The organism is Sphingomonas sp. SORGH_AS_0950 (assembly GCF_030818415.1).
GTDB lineage: Bacteria > Pseudomonadota > Alphaproteobacteria > Sphingomonadales > Sphingomonadaceae > Sphingomonas.
The window spans coordinates 4107051-4120382 of record NZ_JAUTAE010000001.1 but is presented as its reverse complement, the minus strand read 5'-3'; the positions used below and the strand labels follow the sequence as shown (position 1 = coordinate 4120382).

At 69.4% G+C, this 13332-nt stretch carries 13 protein-coding genes and 1 pseudogene; 7 read left to right on the top strand and 7 right to left on the bottom strand.

Features of this window, described 5'->3' with window-relative positions; translation table 11 throughout:
* Positions 1-32 precede the first annotated feature (32 nt).
* From QE385_RS18590 to glnA, 4 genes are all read left to right on the top strand, one after another.
* Positions 33-422: an HdeA/HdeB family chaperone gene (locus tag QE385_RS18590; protein WP_307104425.1), complete on the top strand. Its 390-nt coding sequence runs from the start codon at positions 33-35 to the stop codon at positions 420-422.
* A gap of 100 nt (positions 423-522) precedes the next feature.
* The gene (gene arsC, locus QE385_RS18585; protein ID WP_307104830.1) at positions 523-858 is read left to right on the top strand and encodes an arsenate reductase (glutaredoxin); all 336 of its coding nucleotides are present in this window, start codon (positions 523-525) and stop codon (positions 856-858) included.
* A 160-nt stretch (positions 859-1018) separates the two neighbouring features.
* Positions 1019-1357, top strand: a complete 339-nt coding sequence (locus QE385_RS18580; RefSeq protein WP_007405799.1) for a P-II family nitrogen regulator — start codon at positions 1019-1021, stop codon at positions 1355-1357.
* A 107-nt stretch (positions 1358-1464) separates the two neighbouring features.
* The gene (glnA, locus tag QE385_RS18575; protein ID WP_307104423.1) at positions 1465-2877 is read left to right on the top strand and encodes a type I glutamate--ammonia ligase; all 1413 of its coding nucleotides are present in this window, start codon (positions 1465-1467) and stop codon (positions 2875-2877) included.
* 256 nt (positions 2878-3133) lie between these two features.
* On the opposite strand, the gene QE385_RS18570 is transcribed toward glnA, so the two are convergent.
* From QE385_RS18570 to QE385_RS18540, 6 genes and pseudogenes are all read right to left on the bottom strand, one after another.
* A complete protein-coding gene (locus QE385_RS18570; RefSeq protein ID WP_307104421.1) occupies positions 3134-3442 on the bottom strand; it encodes a putative quinol monooxygenase in 309 nt (102 codons plus the stop codon).
* Positions 3439-4056 (bottom strand): peptidylprolyl isomerase, encoded by a 618-nt coding sequence (locus QE385_RS18565; protein ID WP_307104419.1) that lies wholly within the window; start codon positions 4054-4056, stop codon positions 3439-3441. Before QE385_RS18565 ends, QE385_RS18570 begins: the two co-directional genes overlap by 4 nt.
* Before the next feature lie 77 nt (positions 4057-4133).
* Positions 4134-5108: a quinone oxidoreductase gene (locus QE385_RS18560; RefSeq protein ID WP_307104417.1), complete on the bottom strand. Its 975-nt coding sequence runs from the start codon at positions 5106-5108 to the stop codon at positions 4134-4136.
* Between the two features lie 42 nt (positions 5109-5150).
* Positions 5151-9199 (bottom strand): annotated as a pseudogene (locus QE385_RS19915) (translocation/assembly module TamB domain-containing protein).
* Positions 9200-9312: 113 nt separating this feature from the next.
* Positions 9313-11328, bottom strand: a complete 2016-nt coding sequence (locus QE385_RS18545; protein ID WP_307104413.1) for an autotransporter assembly complex family protein — start codon at positions 11326-11328, stop codon at positions 9313-9315.
* A 113-nt stretch (positions 11329-11441) separates the two neighbouring features.
* Positions 11442-11672: a hypothetical protein gene (locus QE385_RS18540; RefSeq protein WP_307104411.1), complete on the bottom strand. Its 231-nt coding sequence runs from the start codon at positions 11670-11672 to the stop codon at positions 11442-11444.
* Between the two features lie 137 nt (positions 11673-11809).
* Between QE385_RS18540 and QE385_RS18535 the strand changes: the two genes are divergently transcribed.
* Positions 11810-12016: a hypothetical protein gene (locus QE385_RS18535; protein ID WP_307104409.1), complete on the top strand. Its 207-nt coding sequence runs from the start codon at positions 11810-11812 to the stop codon at positions 12014-12016.
* A gap of 5 nt (positions 12017-12021) precedes the next feature.
* Here QE385_RS18535 and QE385_RS18530 read toward each other — a convergent pair whose 3' ends face one another.
* Entirely contained in the window at positions 12022-12657 is a 636-nt protein-coding gene (locus QE385_RS18530) for a LexA family transcriptional regulator (protein WP_307104407.1), read from the bottom strand.
* A gap of 74 nt (positions 12658-12731) precedes the next feature.
* Between QE385_RS18530 and QE385_RS18525 the strand changes: the two genes are divergently transcribed.
* Both QE385_RS18525 and QE385_RS18520 read left to right on the top strand, forming a co-directional pair.
* Entirely contained in the window at positions 12732-12908 is a 177-nt protein-coding gene (locus QE385_RS18525; RefSeq protein WP_307104405.1) for a hypothetical protein, read from the top strand.
* Positions 12905-13270, top strand: coding sequence for a hypothetical protein (locus QE385_RS18520; RefSeq protein WP_307104403.1), 366 nt, complete (start codon positions 12905-12907; stop codon positions 13268-13270). The genes QE385_RS18525 and QE385_RS18520 overlap by 4 nt, the downstream gene beginning before the upstream one ends.
* Positions 13271-13332 lie beyond the last annotated feature (62 nt).

The following is a 13332-nucleotide window of genomic DNA, read 5'->3' as shown; positions in this document are numbered from 1 at the left end:
CTGCGGTGCCTTTGATGAAAGGAGTATCGCAGATGAAACTTCTCCGTCCCCTCCCCGCCTTGGCTGCCCTCGCCATCGTCGCGCTTCCATCGGCCGGCATGGCGCAGCGTGTCTATGAACAGGCCCATGTGCCCGGCAAGAACGGCAGCGTGCGCGTGATCGAAGTGCTCAAGTCCGGCAAGAAGCTGGAAACCGTGTCGTGCCACGACTTCGGCCTGCTGGATGAAAGCTCCCGTCCACAGGCGATCGTCTATGCGGCGAACTACGGCCCCAAGGGCAAGCCCCATCCGACCTATACCGTCGACGGGGTCGAGAACATCGTGCCCGTCGTCGTCGACCAGTGCAAGGCCCGGCCCGGCGACCATTTCACCACCGCCGTCGCCCGCGCGCTCAAGCGGATGCCGGTCGCCGCCAAGCACTAAGCGGATTTCCGAGCGGGTCGGGCCCCCTGCCAGTCCCGCTCTTTCCGGTCACGAGAGCCTTGGCTTTCACCGCTGCGGAGCGCATAAGCCGCTCATGGCCATTCGTGCGACCATCTATCACAATCCGCGATGCTCCAAATCGCGCGAGGCGCTGGCCCTGCTGAACGACGCCGGTGCCGATGTGACGGTGGTCGAATATCTCAAGTCGCCGCCCTCCGTCGAAGAACTCGCGCGCCTCTATGCCAAGGCTGGCCTGGCGCCCCGCGACGGGCTTCGCAGGGCGGAGGCCGAAGCGAAGGCGCTCGCACAGGCGGACGACGCCACCGTGCTGGCCGCAATGGCCGCCAATCCCATCCTGATCGAGCGGCCGCTGGTCGAGACGCCCAAGGGCGTGGTCATCGGCCGCCCGCCCGAAGCCGTGCGGGGCATCCTGTGATCGCTGCCCATTATTTGAGCAGCATCCATCCTTTTGCCCGCTTTTCGGGCGCAAATCTGACCATTTTCTTACCCTCGCAGGAGGGGAAGCCAGTTGGCACGATCTCTGCAACGCGTGAGATCGGGCGAGGGTTCGAACATCATCGGGGACAGTCAGGCTCGTGAAAAAGATTGAGGCGATCATCAAGCCGTTCAAGCTCGATGAGGTGAAGGAGGCGCTGCACGAAATCGGCGTGTCCGGCATCACCGTCACCGAGGCGAAGGGTTTCGGCCGCCAGAAGGGACATACCGAGCTCTATCGCGGTGCCGAATATGTCGTCGACTTCCTGCCGAAGGTAAAGCTGGAGGTGGTCGTCGAGGACGGTCTGGCCGAGCGCGTGGTGGAGGCGATCGCCGCCGCCGCGCAGACTGGCCGGATCGGCGACGGCAAGATCTTCGTGATCCCGGTCGAAACGGCGCTGCGCATCCGCACGGGCGAGCGCGACGACGCGGCGATCTGACGCACCCGACACTCATCCGTCACCGGGCTGACATTCGGCCCGGCTAAACACGTATCACCGGCCCCGGCCTTTCGCCGGAGGGCGGCCAAGCAGAGAGAGAACGGCACATGGCGAATACGGCCAGCGACATCCTGAAGAAGATCAAGGACGAAGAGATCGAGTGGATCGACCTGCGCTTCACCGATCCCAAGGGCAAGTGGCAGCACCTGACCATGGTCGCCTCGATCCTGGGTGAGGATGAGCTGACCGACGGCCTGATGTTCGACGGCTCCTCGATCGAGGGCTGGAAGGCGATCAACGAGTCGGACATGGTCCTCAAGCCCGACCTCGACGCCGTGTACACCGATCCGTTCTCGGCCACCCCGATGCTGATCGTGTTCTGCGACATCGTCGAGCCGTCGACTGGCGAGCTCTACGCCCGCGATCCGCGCTCGACCGCCAAGCGCGCCGAGGCATTCGTGAAGACCACCGGCATCGGCGACACCGTCTATGTCGGCCCGGAAGCCGAATTCTTCATGTTCGACGACGTGCAGTTCGACACGAACTATTCGTCCTCCTACTTCAAGATCGACGATATCGAGCTGCCGACCAACACCGGCCGCGAATATGAGGGCGGCAATCTCGGCCACCGTCCGCGCGCCAAGGGCGGCTATTTCCCCGTCGCGCCGGTCGACTCGGCGGTCGACATCCGCGGCGAGATGGTCACCACCATGCTCGAAATGGGCCTGCCCTGCGACAAGCACCATCACGAGGTCGCCGCCGCGCAGCACGAGCTGGGCCTGACCTTCGGCACGCTGACCCAGACCGCCGACCGCATGCAGATCTACAAGTATGTCGTGCACCAGGTCGCCCATGCCTATGGCAAGACCGCGACCTTCATGCCCAAGCCGATCAAGGAAGATAACGGCTCGGGCATGCACACCCACTTCTCGATCTGGGAAGGCAAGAACCCGCTGTTCGCCGGCAATGGCTATGCGGGTCTGTCGGAAATGTGCCTCTACTTCATCGGCGGCATCATCAAGCACGCCAAGGCGGTGAACGCCTTCACCAACCCGACCACCAACAGCTACAAGCGTCTGGTGCCGGGTTATGAAGCGCCGGTGCTGCTCGCTTACTCGGCGCGCAACCGCTCGGCTTCGTGCCGCATCCCATACGGCACCGGCCCGAAGTCGAAGCGCGTCGAGGTGCGCTTCCCCGACGCGCTGGCGAACCCGTATCTCGCCTATGCGGCGCTGCTGATGGCGGGTCTGGACGGTATCCAGAACAAGATCCATCCGGGCGAGGCGATGGACAAGAACCTGTACGACCTGCCGCCCGCCGAGCTGGCCCAGGTTCCCACGGTCGCCGGTTCGCTCCGCGAAGCGCTCGACTCGCTGGCCGCCGACCACGACTTCCTGCTGAAGGGCGACGTGTTCACCAAGGACCAGATCGAAAGCTATATCGAGCTGAAGATGAGCGAAGTGATGCGCTGGGAAATGACCCCCAGCCCGGTCGAATACGACATGTACTACAGCGGCTGATCCAGCCACGGACCGATGTCACTACGGGGAAAGGGGCCGCGAGGCCCCTTTCTTTTTGGGACGACGGCCGCCGATACACCCGTCCAAAACGGATGACGTCAAGGCTCTCGGACTGGCGGAAAGACGGCACTTCCCGTCGTCCGCAAATAGAGCAGGATGACATAAGCACCCGCCCCCTGCCCTTCAGGGGCATTGTCCACTTTAGAATCAGCGAGGGCAGAGGGAAGAATAGGCGGATCGAATGTCGGTCCGAGCATCACACAGGGCGGGCTTCCCCGACCGTATAGACCCGCAGATCACGCTCACCGATGCCCAATGCCGGCCATGCCGCCCGCCATTCGGCGATATGCGGCGACGCGAAATGCGCATCCAGCGCCGCCTGATCGGCCCATATCTCCTTCACATGGATGAGGCCGGGGTCGAGCACGTCCTCGGCATAGCCATATTCCAGGCATCCCGGCTCGGCGCGGCTGGCCTCGACCATGCGGCGCATGACGGGGCGGGCGGCGTCCAGATTGTCCGGCGGCAGCCGCACCGTGCCGATGATCAGCAGCCTGTCGCTCACGGCGTCACCGACACCCGCTTGGCCGACAGGATCTTCACCGGTGCCGCCAGCATCTCGCCCTTGAACGGCCCCTTGGCGGCGTCGGTCTGCGCGTCGAGGATCTTGTGGATCACGTCCATCCCCTCGACCACATGACCAAAGGCGGCATAGCCCAGATTGTCGCCGGGCTTGGAGGGATCGGCATCGAGCGAGGGCTGTGCGCCCACCATGATGGTGAAGTCGCCCCGCGCGCTGCCCGGCGCCAGCCGCGCGATCGAGATGGTGCCGTCCAGATGCTTCAGGCCGGTCTTCGTCGTCGGCTCATGCGCGATCGGGGGCAGGATGCGCTTGGGCTCGTTCTGGATGCCGAACTGGACGAAGCCGAAATCGGGCGCGACGCGGACCGAGCGATAGAAGGTCACGCCGTCCAGCCGGTGCTGGTCGACATAGCGCAGGAAATTGGCGGTGGTGATCGGCGCATGGGTGCGATCGAGGTCGAGGACGACCGGCCCCAGGCTGGTCTGCATCGCGACCCGGACCATGACGGGCCTGGGGGCTTCGACCGTGGCCGGTGCCGTCGGCGTGGCGGGCGCGGCCTGAATGGCCAGCAGAGCGAGCGGGAGGAGCGCGATCATATGGGTCTCCGATGGGCGATTTCAGCCAGCTTAACGGGAATGTCGGACGAGGAATATTCCTGGCGCTTCGACTTTGGTCAGGGGATCAGCACCGTGCTCCCCACCGTCTCGCCTGCCTCGATCGCGCGGTGCGCCTCGGCCGCGTCGGTCAGGGCGAAGCTCTGGCCGATCTCGGGCGTGATTGCGCCTTTCTCCAGCATCGCGAAGACCCGCGCGATCAGACGCCGCTTGTCCCCGGCGGTCACCGCATAGTCGAACAGCGTCGGCCGGGTGACGAACAGCGAGCCCTTGGCCGCCAATAGGCCCAGATGGACCCCGTCGACCGGCCCCGAGGCATTGCCGAAGCTGACCACCAGTCCGCGCCGCGCCATGCTGTCGAGCGAGGCGCCCCAGGTCGCCTTGCCCACGCCGTCCAGCGCCACCGGCACGCCCTGGCCCTGGGTGATCTCGCGAACCCGGGCGGCGACATCCTCGGTCCGGTTCAGGATGACGTGATCGGCCCCGGCCGCGCGCGCCTTTTCGGCCTTCGCCTCACTGCCCACCGTGGCGATGACGGTCGCGCCGATCGCTTTCAACCAGCCGACCGCCAGGTGCCCGACCCCACCCGCCGCCGCATGGACCAGCACGGGCCAGCCCGGCTGGACGGCGGCGCAATCCTCGATCAGGAACGCGGTCGTCGCGCCCTTCAGCAGAATCGCCGCGGCCGTGCGATCATCCACCCCGTCGGGCAAGGGCACCAGCAAATCGGCCGCGACATTGCGGGCCGTCGCATAGGCGCCGCGCGCCGGGCCGAACACGCCGACGCGGTCGCCCACCGCGAAATCGGTCACGCCTTCGCCCAGCGCCTCGACCACGCCCGCCGCCTCCGAGCCCAGCCCGCCCGGCAGGTCGATGGGATAGAGCCCGCTGCGGTGATAGGTGTCGATATAGTTCAGGCCCACCGCATGGTGACGCATGCGAACCTCGCCGGGGCCGGGCGGGGGCAGTTCGTGCTCGCGCCACCGGATCACCTCGGGGCCGCCGGTCTTGTCGATGAACGCGGTCTTTTCCATGGGGTTCAGGCTCCTGTTCGACATGGTGGCAAGCGCAACGCCTCAATAATCCTTCGAGATGCGCACGTTCAGGCTCTGCCGCCCCAGCGTCGAGATGCTGGAGAGCAGCGAAAGCCAGCGGGTGACCTGGAACTCGACCTGGGTCGCGGAATAGCCCTGACCGTCGGTCACGATCTCGGCATAGAGGCGCCGGGTGATATATTTGCCCGCCGCCACCGACGTGCCGCGCCCCAGCTGCACATCGGCGGGCAGCACGCGCAGCCGATCGAGCCCCGCCGCCCGGCGCACCGCGTTGATCGGGTTCAGCCCGCCCCCGCCATCCTGAAGCGCGGCGACGGCGGCGGCAAGCTGCAACGCCTCGGGCGCGGACAGCTTGGCGATCGAGGTGCCGAACAACAGGCGCGACAACAGCTCGTCATTGGGCAGCGCGGGGGTGCTGGAAAAGCCGATCTCGGGCTTCAGCGCGGTGCCGGTGACGCGGATCGAGGCGCTCAGCCCCTGGACATTGGCATTGGCCGCGATGTCGAGCGCGGGGTTGGCGGGCACCTCGCCGCCGAAGCGGATGATGCCGCGCGCCAGATCGAACTCGCGGCCCGCAAAGTCGTAATCGCCGCGGATCAGCGTCGCCTGTCCGGTGATCGCGGGATTGTCGGGCGTGCCGCCGATCTTCAGGTCCGCCGACCATTCGCTGTTGAGGCCCAGCCCGGAGACGATCAACCCGCCCGAGGCGCGCGCGCGGACGTCCAGCGTCCAGGGCTTGCGCGGAGCATCGTCCTCCTCGCCGCCGCCGGGAACGTTGATCTCGCGGATGTTGAGCTGCGGCACCGCCGTCGCGGCGGAGGCGCGGCCCAGGCGATAACGGCTGCTGTCGAGCACCACGTCGCCCGCGATCGTGCCGCCCGTCCCGTCCGAATGGAAGGTCAGCGGCCCGGTCACCGTCGCGGCAATATCGTCACGCGCGATCATCGCCGCGCGGCTGGCCTGGAGCGAGAGGTCGAGGCCGATGCCATGGGCGGCGGCGAAGTCGAACTGGCCGTTGCCGCTGACCCGCCCCTCGCGCCCCGCCTGCGCGGCGAACCGGTCGATCACCAGCCGCGATCCGCCGAACCGGCCGCTGGCCTGGACGTCGGTCAGGACGGTGCCGGTCGTCGCGCTTTCGATCCGCGCGCCGGTCGCGCGCACCGCCCCCCGGATGACCGGCTGGCGAAGCGAGCCGCCGACATCCGCGCCGATCGCCACCGGCCCCGACAGATCGAACAGCTCGACCCCGGTCAGCCGCCACAGCGTATCGGCGGGCCCGGCATAGCGTAGCTGCGCGATCAGCTGCCCGGTCTGCATCCGGCTGGCCCAATCGCCCTGTCCGGCAGGCACCAGCAGCGCCTGGCCGCGCCCGACGATCCGCCCGCCCGACGCCATGACCGCGCGCACGCCCAGCCGGTCGGCGGACAATACCCCCGCCACCCCCATGTCGATCGGCCGCGAATTCAGCACCAGTCCCGCGCGCGTCAGCCCGCGAATGGTCAGGTCGACCTTGCCGGTCGGCGCCCCGCCCGCCCGGCGCAGGGTCAGCGTCCCGCTGGCGCTGCCCCCCAGCCCGAGGCCCGGATAACCGATGTCGAGCACGGCCAGCGGCATCCGGGACAGCCCCGCCTGCACCTCCACGCCATCGGCGTCGAGCCGCCCGGCCAGCTTCGCCTCGCCCCCCGCAAAAGCCAACCGTGTCGGTGCCAGGGTCCAGCTGTCGCCGTCGCGCGCGTGACCACGGCGGGCGACAGGAATTGCAGCGGACGCCGGTCGAGCGTGCCCTGCGCGGTCATCGACAGCCGCCCCGGCGTCACCTGCGTCACGGTCTGGATCGCGAAAGCGCGACCGCGCGACCCCGAAATGCCGACCCGCACCTCGCCCGTCCCGCCACGCAGTCGCGCGGTGCCGGTCATCTGCGCGATGTGGAAGGCACCGTGCCGCACCCCCTGCGCACGCGCCGACGCCTCGACCGAGGCCCCGGCGGGATCGAGCAGCGCGATCAGGTCGAGCCGCCCCTGACGGACCGCCACGCCCGCGATCTGCGCCTGTCGCGCCGCCAGATGGGTTTCGATCCGCTGCACGCCATTGGCGGGCCGGAACAGCAATTCGCCCGACAGCCCGCCGCCCGCCACGCCCAGCTGTCCGACAAAGCCGCCCTGCGCCACGGTTAGCGCGCCGGTCGCCCTGGCACCGGCGACCTCCAGCGGCTGGAACTGGATCACCGCATCCTGCCCGCGCGGCAGCAGGATCGCGCCGGTCAGGCGGAACGGGCCCAGGCGCGATCCGCCATTGGCGCGGACCGCAAAGCCCTGGTCGGTGGGGTCGAGATGCGCGCGGACATTGGCAAGGCCCAGCGCGGCATTGGGCTGGGCAAGGATCAGGTCCAGCGTCGGCCGGTCGATCCGCCCGTCCAGCGTCATCTGCACCGGGCCATAGCTGCGCTGCCGCCCGCCCCCGACGAAGCGGAAGCTGCCGTCGGTCCGGCGGATCGCCTCGCCGGTCAGCCGGATATCCGGGCCGGTCAGCACCAGCCGATGGAAATGAAAGACGCCGTCCGGCCCGCGCTCCAGATCGGTGGTCAGGCGCGGCAATCCACCCGCCAGCGACCGCAGGAAGCTGTTGTCGAGGCGACGGACCTGCGCCTCGCCGCGCCCGACGATGCGCGTGCCATGGCCGCCCGCACCCGGCACGGCGGTCAGTTTGGAGCGGACGTCGACGATGCCCAGGCCGGGGATCAGATAACGCTGGAGCGCGCCGTCCAGCGCGACATCGTAGCGGCCGTTGGTCAGGTCGATCCGCAGGCCCAGCCGCCCCGCCAGCCTGTCCGAGCGCAGCGCAAGCCCCTGTCCGACGATCGCCCGCGGCGTGATGCGCAGGTCGCCCGCCACCGACAGGCGGCGCAATATGCCGCCCGCCGCTTCGCCGACCCCCGTCACCCGCGCGGCGGTGAACCGGACCGGCAGGGTCAGCGGCCAGCCGCCGCTCAACCGCCCCCGCCCCTCAGCCAGCGCGCCGTCGAACCCCGTGCGATCGAACGAGAAGCGGGTGGCCGCCAGCCGATAGTCGAAGGCCGCCCGGTCCAACGCGCCGTCCAGCCGCAGGCGCAGCGCGATCGCCTGTCCGCGCATATTGGCGAACAACGCTTCGGGCCGGAGCAGGCGCGCCTCCACCCGCAGGCCGTCGAAACGGTTGGCGCCCAGATCGACCGTCCCCGTCGCCCGCGCCCGCAAGGCGGCCGAGCGCAGCGCCAGCGCGCCGGTCAGGCGGCGGTCGGCGAAATCGGCTTGCCCGGCCAGCGTCACGCGCGGCGCGGTCAGGCGCTGCAACCGCCCGCGCAGGATCAGCGAGGGGGTGAGATAACCCGATAGGGCATAGTGCCCCGCCCGCGCCGACAGCGTCAGGTCGGCCGCGCGCCGCTGCGCGATCAGGCCATGCGCGCGCCCGTCCCAGCGGGTCCAGCTGCCCTTGCCCGCAACGTCGAGCGACACCGGCGCGCGCGCGCCCGACAGCCGCGACAACACGCCCCCGGCCCGCCCCCGCGCCTGAACCGCCAGGTCGAACCGGTCGCGGTCGGGCTGCGCGTCCAGCCGCAGGCGAAGCCGGTCGCTGCCCGCCACCGCGCCGTCGAGCGCGACGAGCGCCCGGCCGTCGCGAATGTCCGCGCGTCCATCGATCCGCGCCACCCGCCGACGGCCCAGCACGGCGGGCGCGAGGACCAGCCGGTCGAGATGGAGCCGGTCGATGCGGATATCGAAATCGGGCAGGATCGGCGTGTCGCGCCCGGTGCGGCGGGTGTGCGGCACATGATAGAGCGTGGCGAGCGGCGCTTCGACCGCGCGGATGTCGAGCGCCCCCCGCGCCCAGTTCAACGGCCGCCAGTCCAGCCGCGCCCGCGGCACCCGGACCAGCAGGCCGTCCAGATCATAGACGCGCAGATCGACCAGCCGCATGTCCGAATAGAGCGACCCTTCGATCCGTCCGACCGAGAAGCGCAGGCCAGTCGGGGTGCGGATCGCCCCGATCCGGTCGGCGACCCAGCGATGGCCGATCGCGGTATCGACGATCATCAGCGCGGCGCCGATCGTGGCCAGCACCAGCGCCGTCAGGATCGCCAGCGCCCGACCCCAGCGGAACCGGCGCGCGATCACCGGCGGATCGGCGGGCAGATCCTCCCCCTCGTTCAAAATGCCTGTCCCAGCGAGACATAGACGGCGACCCGGCTATCCCCCTTTTGCGGGTTGAGCGGCGTGCCGAGATCGAGGCGGATCGGTCCGAAATTGGAGTAATAGCGCACTCCCAGTCCGGTGCCGAAGCGCAGCCCGGTCAGGCGCGGCAGCGGCGAGGTCGCGATATTGCCCGCGTCGAGAAAGGGCACGATGCCGAAATTGCCGAACGCCCTGACCCGCGCCTCGATCGAGAATTCCGCTAGGCTGCGCCCGCCAATGGGGTCGTTATTGGCATCGCGCGGCCCGATCGCCTGAAAGCCATAGCCGCGCACCGACGCGCCGCCGCCCGCATAGAAACGCCGCGACGGCGCGATCTGGTCGCGCGGCGCGCCCAGGATCGTCCCCAGCCGGGTGCGCGCCGCCAGCACCACCCGGTCGCCGAACGGGCGATAGATGCTGGCATCGACCTGCGTCCGCGCATAGCCGAACGCCGCCCCCTGCAACGACAATTCGGGGCTCAGCCGCCCGCCCAGCCGGAAGCCGCGCGTCGGGTTCAGCAGGTCGTCCGATCCGTCATAGTTGAGGCTGGTCGGCAATGCGCCGATGAAGAAGGTCCGTCGGCGCGGCTGGCCGGTCGACTCGATCACGTCGCGCTCGTCCGAGGTCAGCAGCTCGCCGCCCAGCGACCAGGTCCAGGTCTTCTGGAAGAAGATGTTGGTCTGCCGCTCCAGGCTGGCCGACAGCGACAGCGTCTTGGCCTCATAGGCGTCGCGCAGCAGATGCGCGGCGGCGAACTGCGCGGTCAGCACCCGGTCGCGGCCGTTGAAGTTGTTGCGCCGGAACACCACCGAGCCGAGCTGCTCGCGCGTGCCCAGCACACTGCGCAGGGTCAGCGCGCCCTCGGGCGGGAAGAGGTTGCGATCGGTCCAGTTGATCGCCGCGCGCGCGCCCTCGCCGGTGCCATAGCCCAGCTCGCCCGCGATGGTATGCGACGGCGCGGGTTCCAGCGTGACCGCGACATTGACCGTCTCGGGCGTGTCGCCGGGCACCGGCTTGACCTGGACCGAGGAGACGAGCCCGGTCTGCACCAGCGCGCGGCGCAGATCGTCCAGCCCGGCCGAGTCATAGGGATCGCCGGGGCGGAAGCGCGCAATGTCCTGGACATGCTCCGCGTCGAACAGCCGGTCGCTGGTCGTGACGATCCGCCCGTAACGGCGCGGCGTGCCCGGTGCGATCGACAGGTCCAGCGTCGCGGTGCGCGCGGCGCGATCGACCACGATCTGCGGATCGCCGACCTTGGCGAAGGGAAAGCCCGCCTCGCCCACCGCCGCCTTCAGGGCCGCCTCGCCCGCGACGATGGTATCGGCGTCGACCGGATCGCCCGGCTTGATGCCGAACGCCTGCGTCAGCGGCGCGGCCTTGTCCCCCGCCCTCTGCACCCCGTCGAGCGTCACCCCGGCGAAACGGTACAGAGTGCCCGGCGTCGCCTGCAGCAGCACGGTCGGCACCTCGCCGGGTTCGATCCGCGTCGCGACCTGCGCATCATAATAGCCCGCGCCGCGCAGCAAATTGGTCAGCAGCGCGGCATCCTCGCGCGCGCGGCGGTCGAGCTGCGCGGCGTTGGCGGGATCGCTGTCATTGGTGTGGAGGCTGGACAGCTCGTCGAACCGCTTGCGGAGCAGGTCCCCCGCGCCGTCGATCCCCTCGACCCGCCAGCGATAACGCCGCTCCGCCGCCGCATCGACCGTCGCCGCGATCGTCGCGGACGGATCGCCCGGCGCGGTCGACAGGTCGGGCCAGGCCACCCCGATCTCGGGCAGCGGCGCAAGCGGCGCGGACGGGTCGAGCATCGTCGGATCGATGGCGTCCGGCGTCGTCTGCGCGGCGGGCGCGGTCGAGGACGGCGCGGGGTTGGCACCGACCGGGACCGTCTGGGCACGCGCCTGGCCCGTCCAGGCGATTCCGCCCATTTCCATGGCAATACAAAGGATGGCGACCGATCGGCGCGGCCGCCCGACGCGGACCATCATGGCCCAGTCCCTAGCCGCGACGGAGCGGCAGCGACACCCCCCGGCACGCTCGGTTGAACAGATTTGCCGCGCCGGACGTCGCGCGCCATGGTCCGCGTGCCGCCCGGCCCGCATCAATGAACGGTGCCGAACGCCTCTTCGCTGGACAACAGGCCGATCAGACGCTCGATCTGGCGCCAGCGGCAGAAATGGATGTGGTTGCCCAGGTCGCGGCTACGCCCCGCGCGCGCCGCCGCTTCTCCGCCCGCCGATTCGCCGAACGTCTCCATCATCTCCGCCGCAGTCGCCACATCGGTGTCGGTGACGAAGGGAGGAACCTGAAAGCCGCCGCCGCGATCGGGCATATACACTCCTGAACCGTGCCGTTTCGCTGGCGTCCCTAATCCGGATTTCCGTTTTTCGCCAGTCCCCTTGGCCTGTGCCGCGCGCCCCGTCGCGGGACGGCTGGCCTCGCCCGGCGCATCGTGCGAGGACGGTCACCATGACCGATCCCCAGCGCCCTTCCGCCCCGCCGTCCCCGCCCCGCGCGTCGCGGCCGTCCGCGCCCGCGGGCGGGTTCTTCATCGCGGTCGGCGTGGTGGGCGGCATCCTTGCCGGGCTGGCGACGGGACAGGTGACGCTGGGCGTGCTGGCCGGACTGGGGTTCGGCATCCTCGTCGCGCTGCTGCTCTGGTGGCGGAGCCGCTGAGGCCGTCAGCTGGGCAGGCGCATCTGCCACACCACCCGCCCGATCACCGTGATCGGCCCCTGCGGCACCGGCGGCGCGGCGGGATTGTCGCTTGAGGCGACCAGCCCCTCGGGCCCGGCACGGAGGCGCTTGACCATCAACACCTCGCCGATCCGGATGATATAGAGGCCGCCCCGCGCGGGCGGGCGGACATCCTGCTGATCGACGACCAGGTGATCGCCGTCCATCAGCCCCGGCGCCATCGAGTCGCCCCGCACCCGGATGACCGAGGCGGCGCCCTCGTGCAGCCCCAGCCGCCGCGCCAACTGGCGATCGAGCGCCTCGACCCCGATCATCACCTCGTCATCCACGGTCGCCCCCGGCCCCGCCGAGGCAGCCACCGCGAGCCGCCGGACCAGCATCGGCCCCGCCTCCACCGACGCGCCCAGCCGCGTTTCAGCGATGCCGAAGAACTCGGCCAGCTGACGGCGATCGCCCTCGGCCAGCATGCGCGGCGATCCGCGATGGACGAACTGGTGGAGATAGGCCTCGTTGCGCCCCAGCATGCGCGACAGCGCGGCCAAGCTGACGCCCGCCTGCTCCGCCAGCGCCTGGAGCGTGGCCCTGATCTCCGATCCCGACATGGCCTCCGATATAGGCATAGGATTTTTCCTAGACAAGTTGGAAATTAGAACAGAACAAGAACAGCGGAGATTCGGACAATGGGAGAACGTCCATGGAATTGCTGGGGTTGATCGAACGCTATCTGAAGGCCAGCCACATGCCGGAAACCAAGTTCGGCCGCATGGCGGTCAACGACCCGCGACTGGTGGGCGACCTGCGGCGCGGGCGCGAGCCGGGGCCGGAGATGGTCCAGCGCGTCCGCAGCTTCATCGCGGAGCATCGCGCATGACCGCGCTCGCCTGGTCGGACCCCGCCCGCCGCTCCGCTGGCCTGTGCCGCACCCGTCCGCGTCCCGCCGATCGCGGCGAAAGGCTGGCCCGCGTCCTTGCCGCCCATGCCGCGCAGGCGGGGTGTACGGTTACGATCGCGGTCCAGGCGGTCGAGCCATGGTCTTCGGCGACATTCAGCGGATCGGTGGCGACCCTGTCGCTGGCCGCGCCCTCCTCCCCGGCCCTGGCCGCCTGGCTGGCCGATCTGGCGGAGGCGGATATTCCGCTGGGTCGCGATATCGTCGCCGATCTGTCGGTCGAACCGGCGGCGGAGGGGTGGCTGCTGCGCGTCCTGACCTGTGCGGATGCGGCAAACGGATGAACGGTCGGTCATTTTTCTGTTGATATGTTGTAACACTACGCTACCGACGGGGCTTCGCCAAT

Coding starts and splice junctions, on each gene's coding strand:
- QE385_RS18590 (WP_307104425.1), top strand. CDS start 33: ATGAAACTTCTCCGTCCCCTCCCCGCCTTGGCTGCCCTCGCCATCGTC.
- glnA (WP_307104423.1), top strand. CDS start 1,465: ATGGCGAATACGGCCAGCGACATCCTGAAGAAGATCAAGGACGAAGAG.
- QE385_RS18565 (WP_307104419.1), bottom strand. CDS start 4,056: ATGATCGCGCTCCTCCCGCTCGCTCTGCTGGCCATTCAGGCCGCGCCC.
- QE385_RS18560 (WP_307104417.1), bottom strand. CDS start 5,108: ATGGAAAAGACCGCGTTCATCGACAAGACCGGCGGCCCCGAGGTGATC.
- QE385_RS18545 (WP_307104413.1), bottom strand. CDS start 11,328: ATGATGGTCCGCGTCGGGCGGCCGCGCCGATCGGTCGCCATCCTTTGT.
- QE385_RS18540 (WP_307104411.1), bottom strand. CDS start 11,672: ATGCCCGATCGCGGCGGCGGCTTTCAGGTTCCTCCCTTCGTCACCGAC.
- QE385_RS18535 (WP_307104409.1), top strand. CDS start 11,810: ATGACCGATCCCCAGCGCCCTTCCGCCCCGCCGTCCCCGCCCCGCGCG.
- QE385_RS18530 (WP_307104407.1), bottom strand. CDS start 12,657: ATGCCTATATCGGAGGCCATGTCGGGATCGGAGATCAGGGCCACGCTC.
- QE385_RS18525 (WP_307104405.1), top strand. CDS start 12,732: ATGGAATTGCTGGGGTTGATCGAACGCTATCTGAAGGCCAGCCACATG.
- QE385_RS18520 (WP_307104403.1), top strand. CDS start 12,905: ATGACCGCGCTCGCCTGGTCGGACCCCGCCCGCCGCTCCGCTGGCCTG.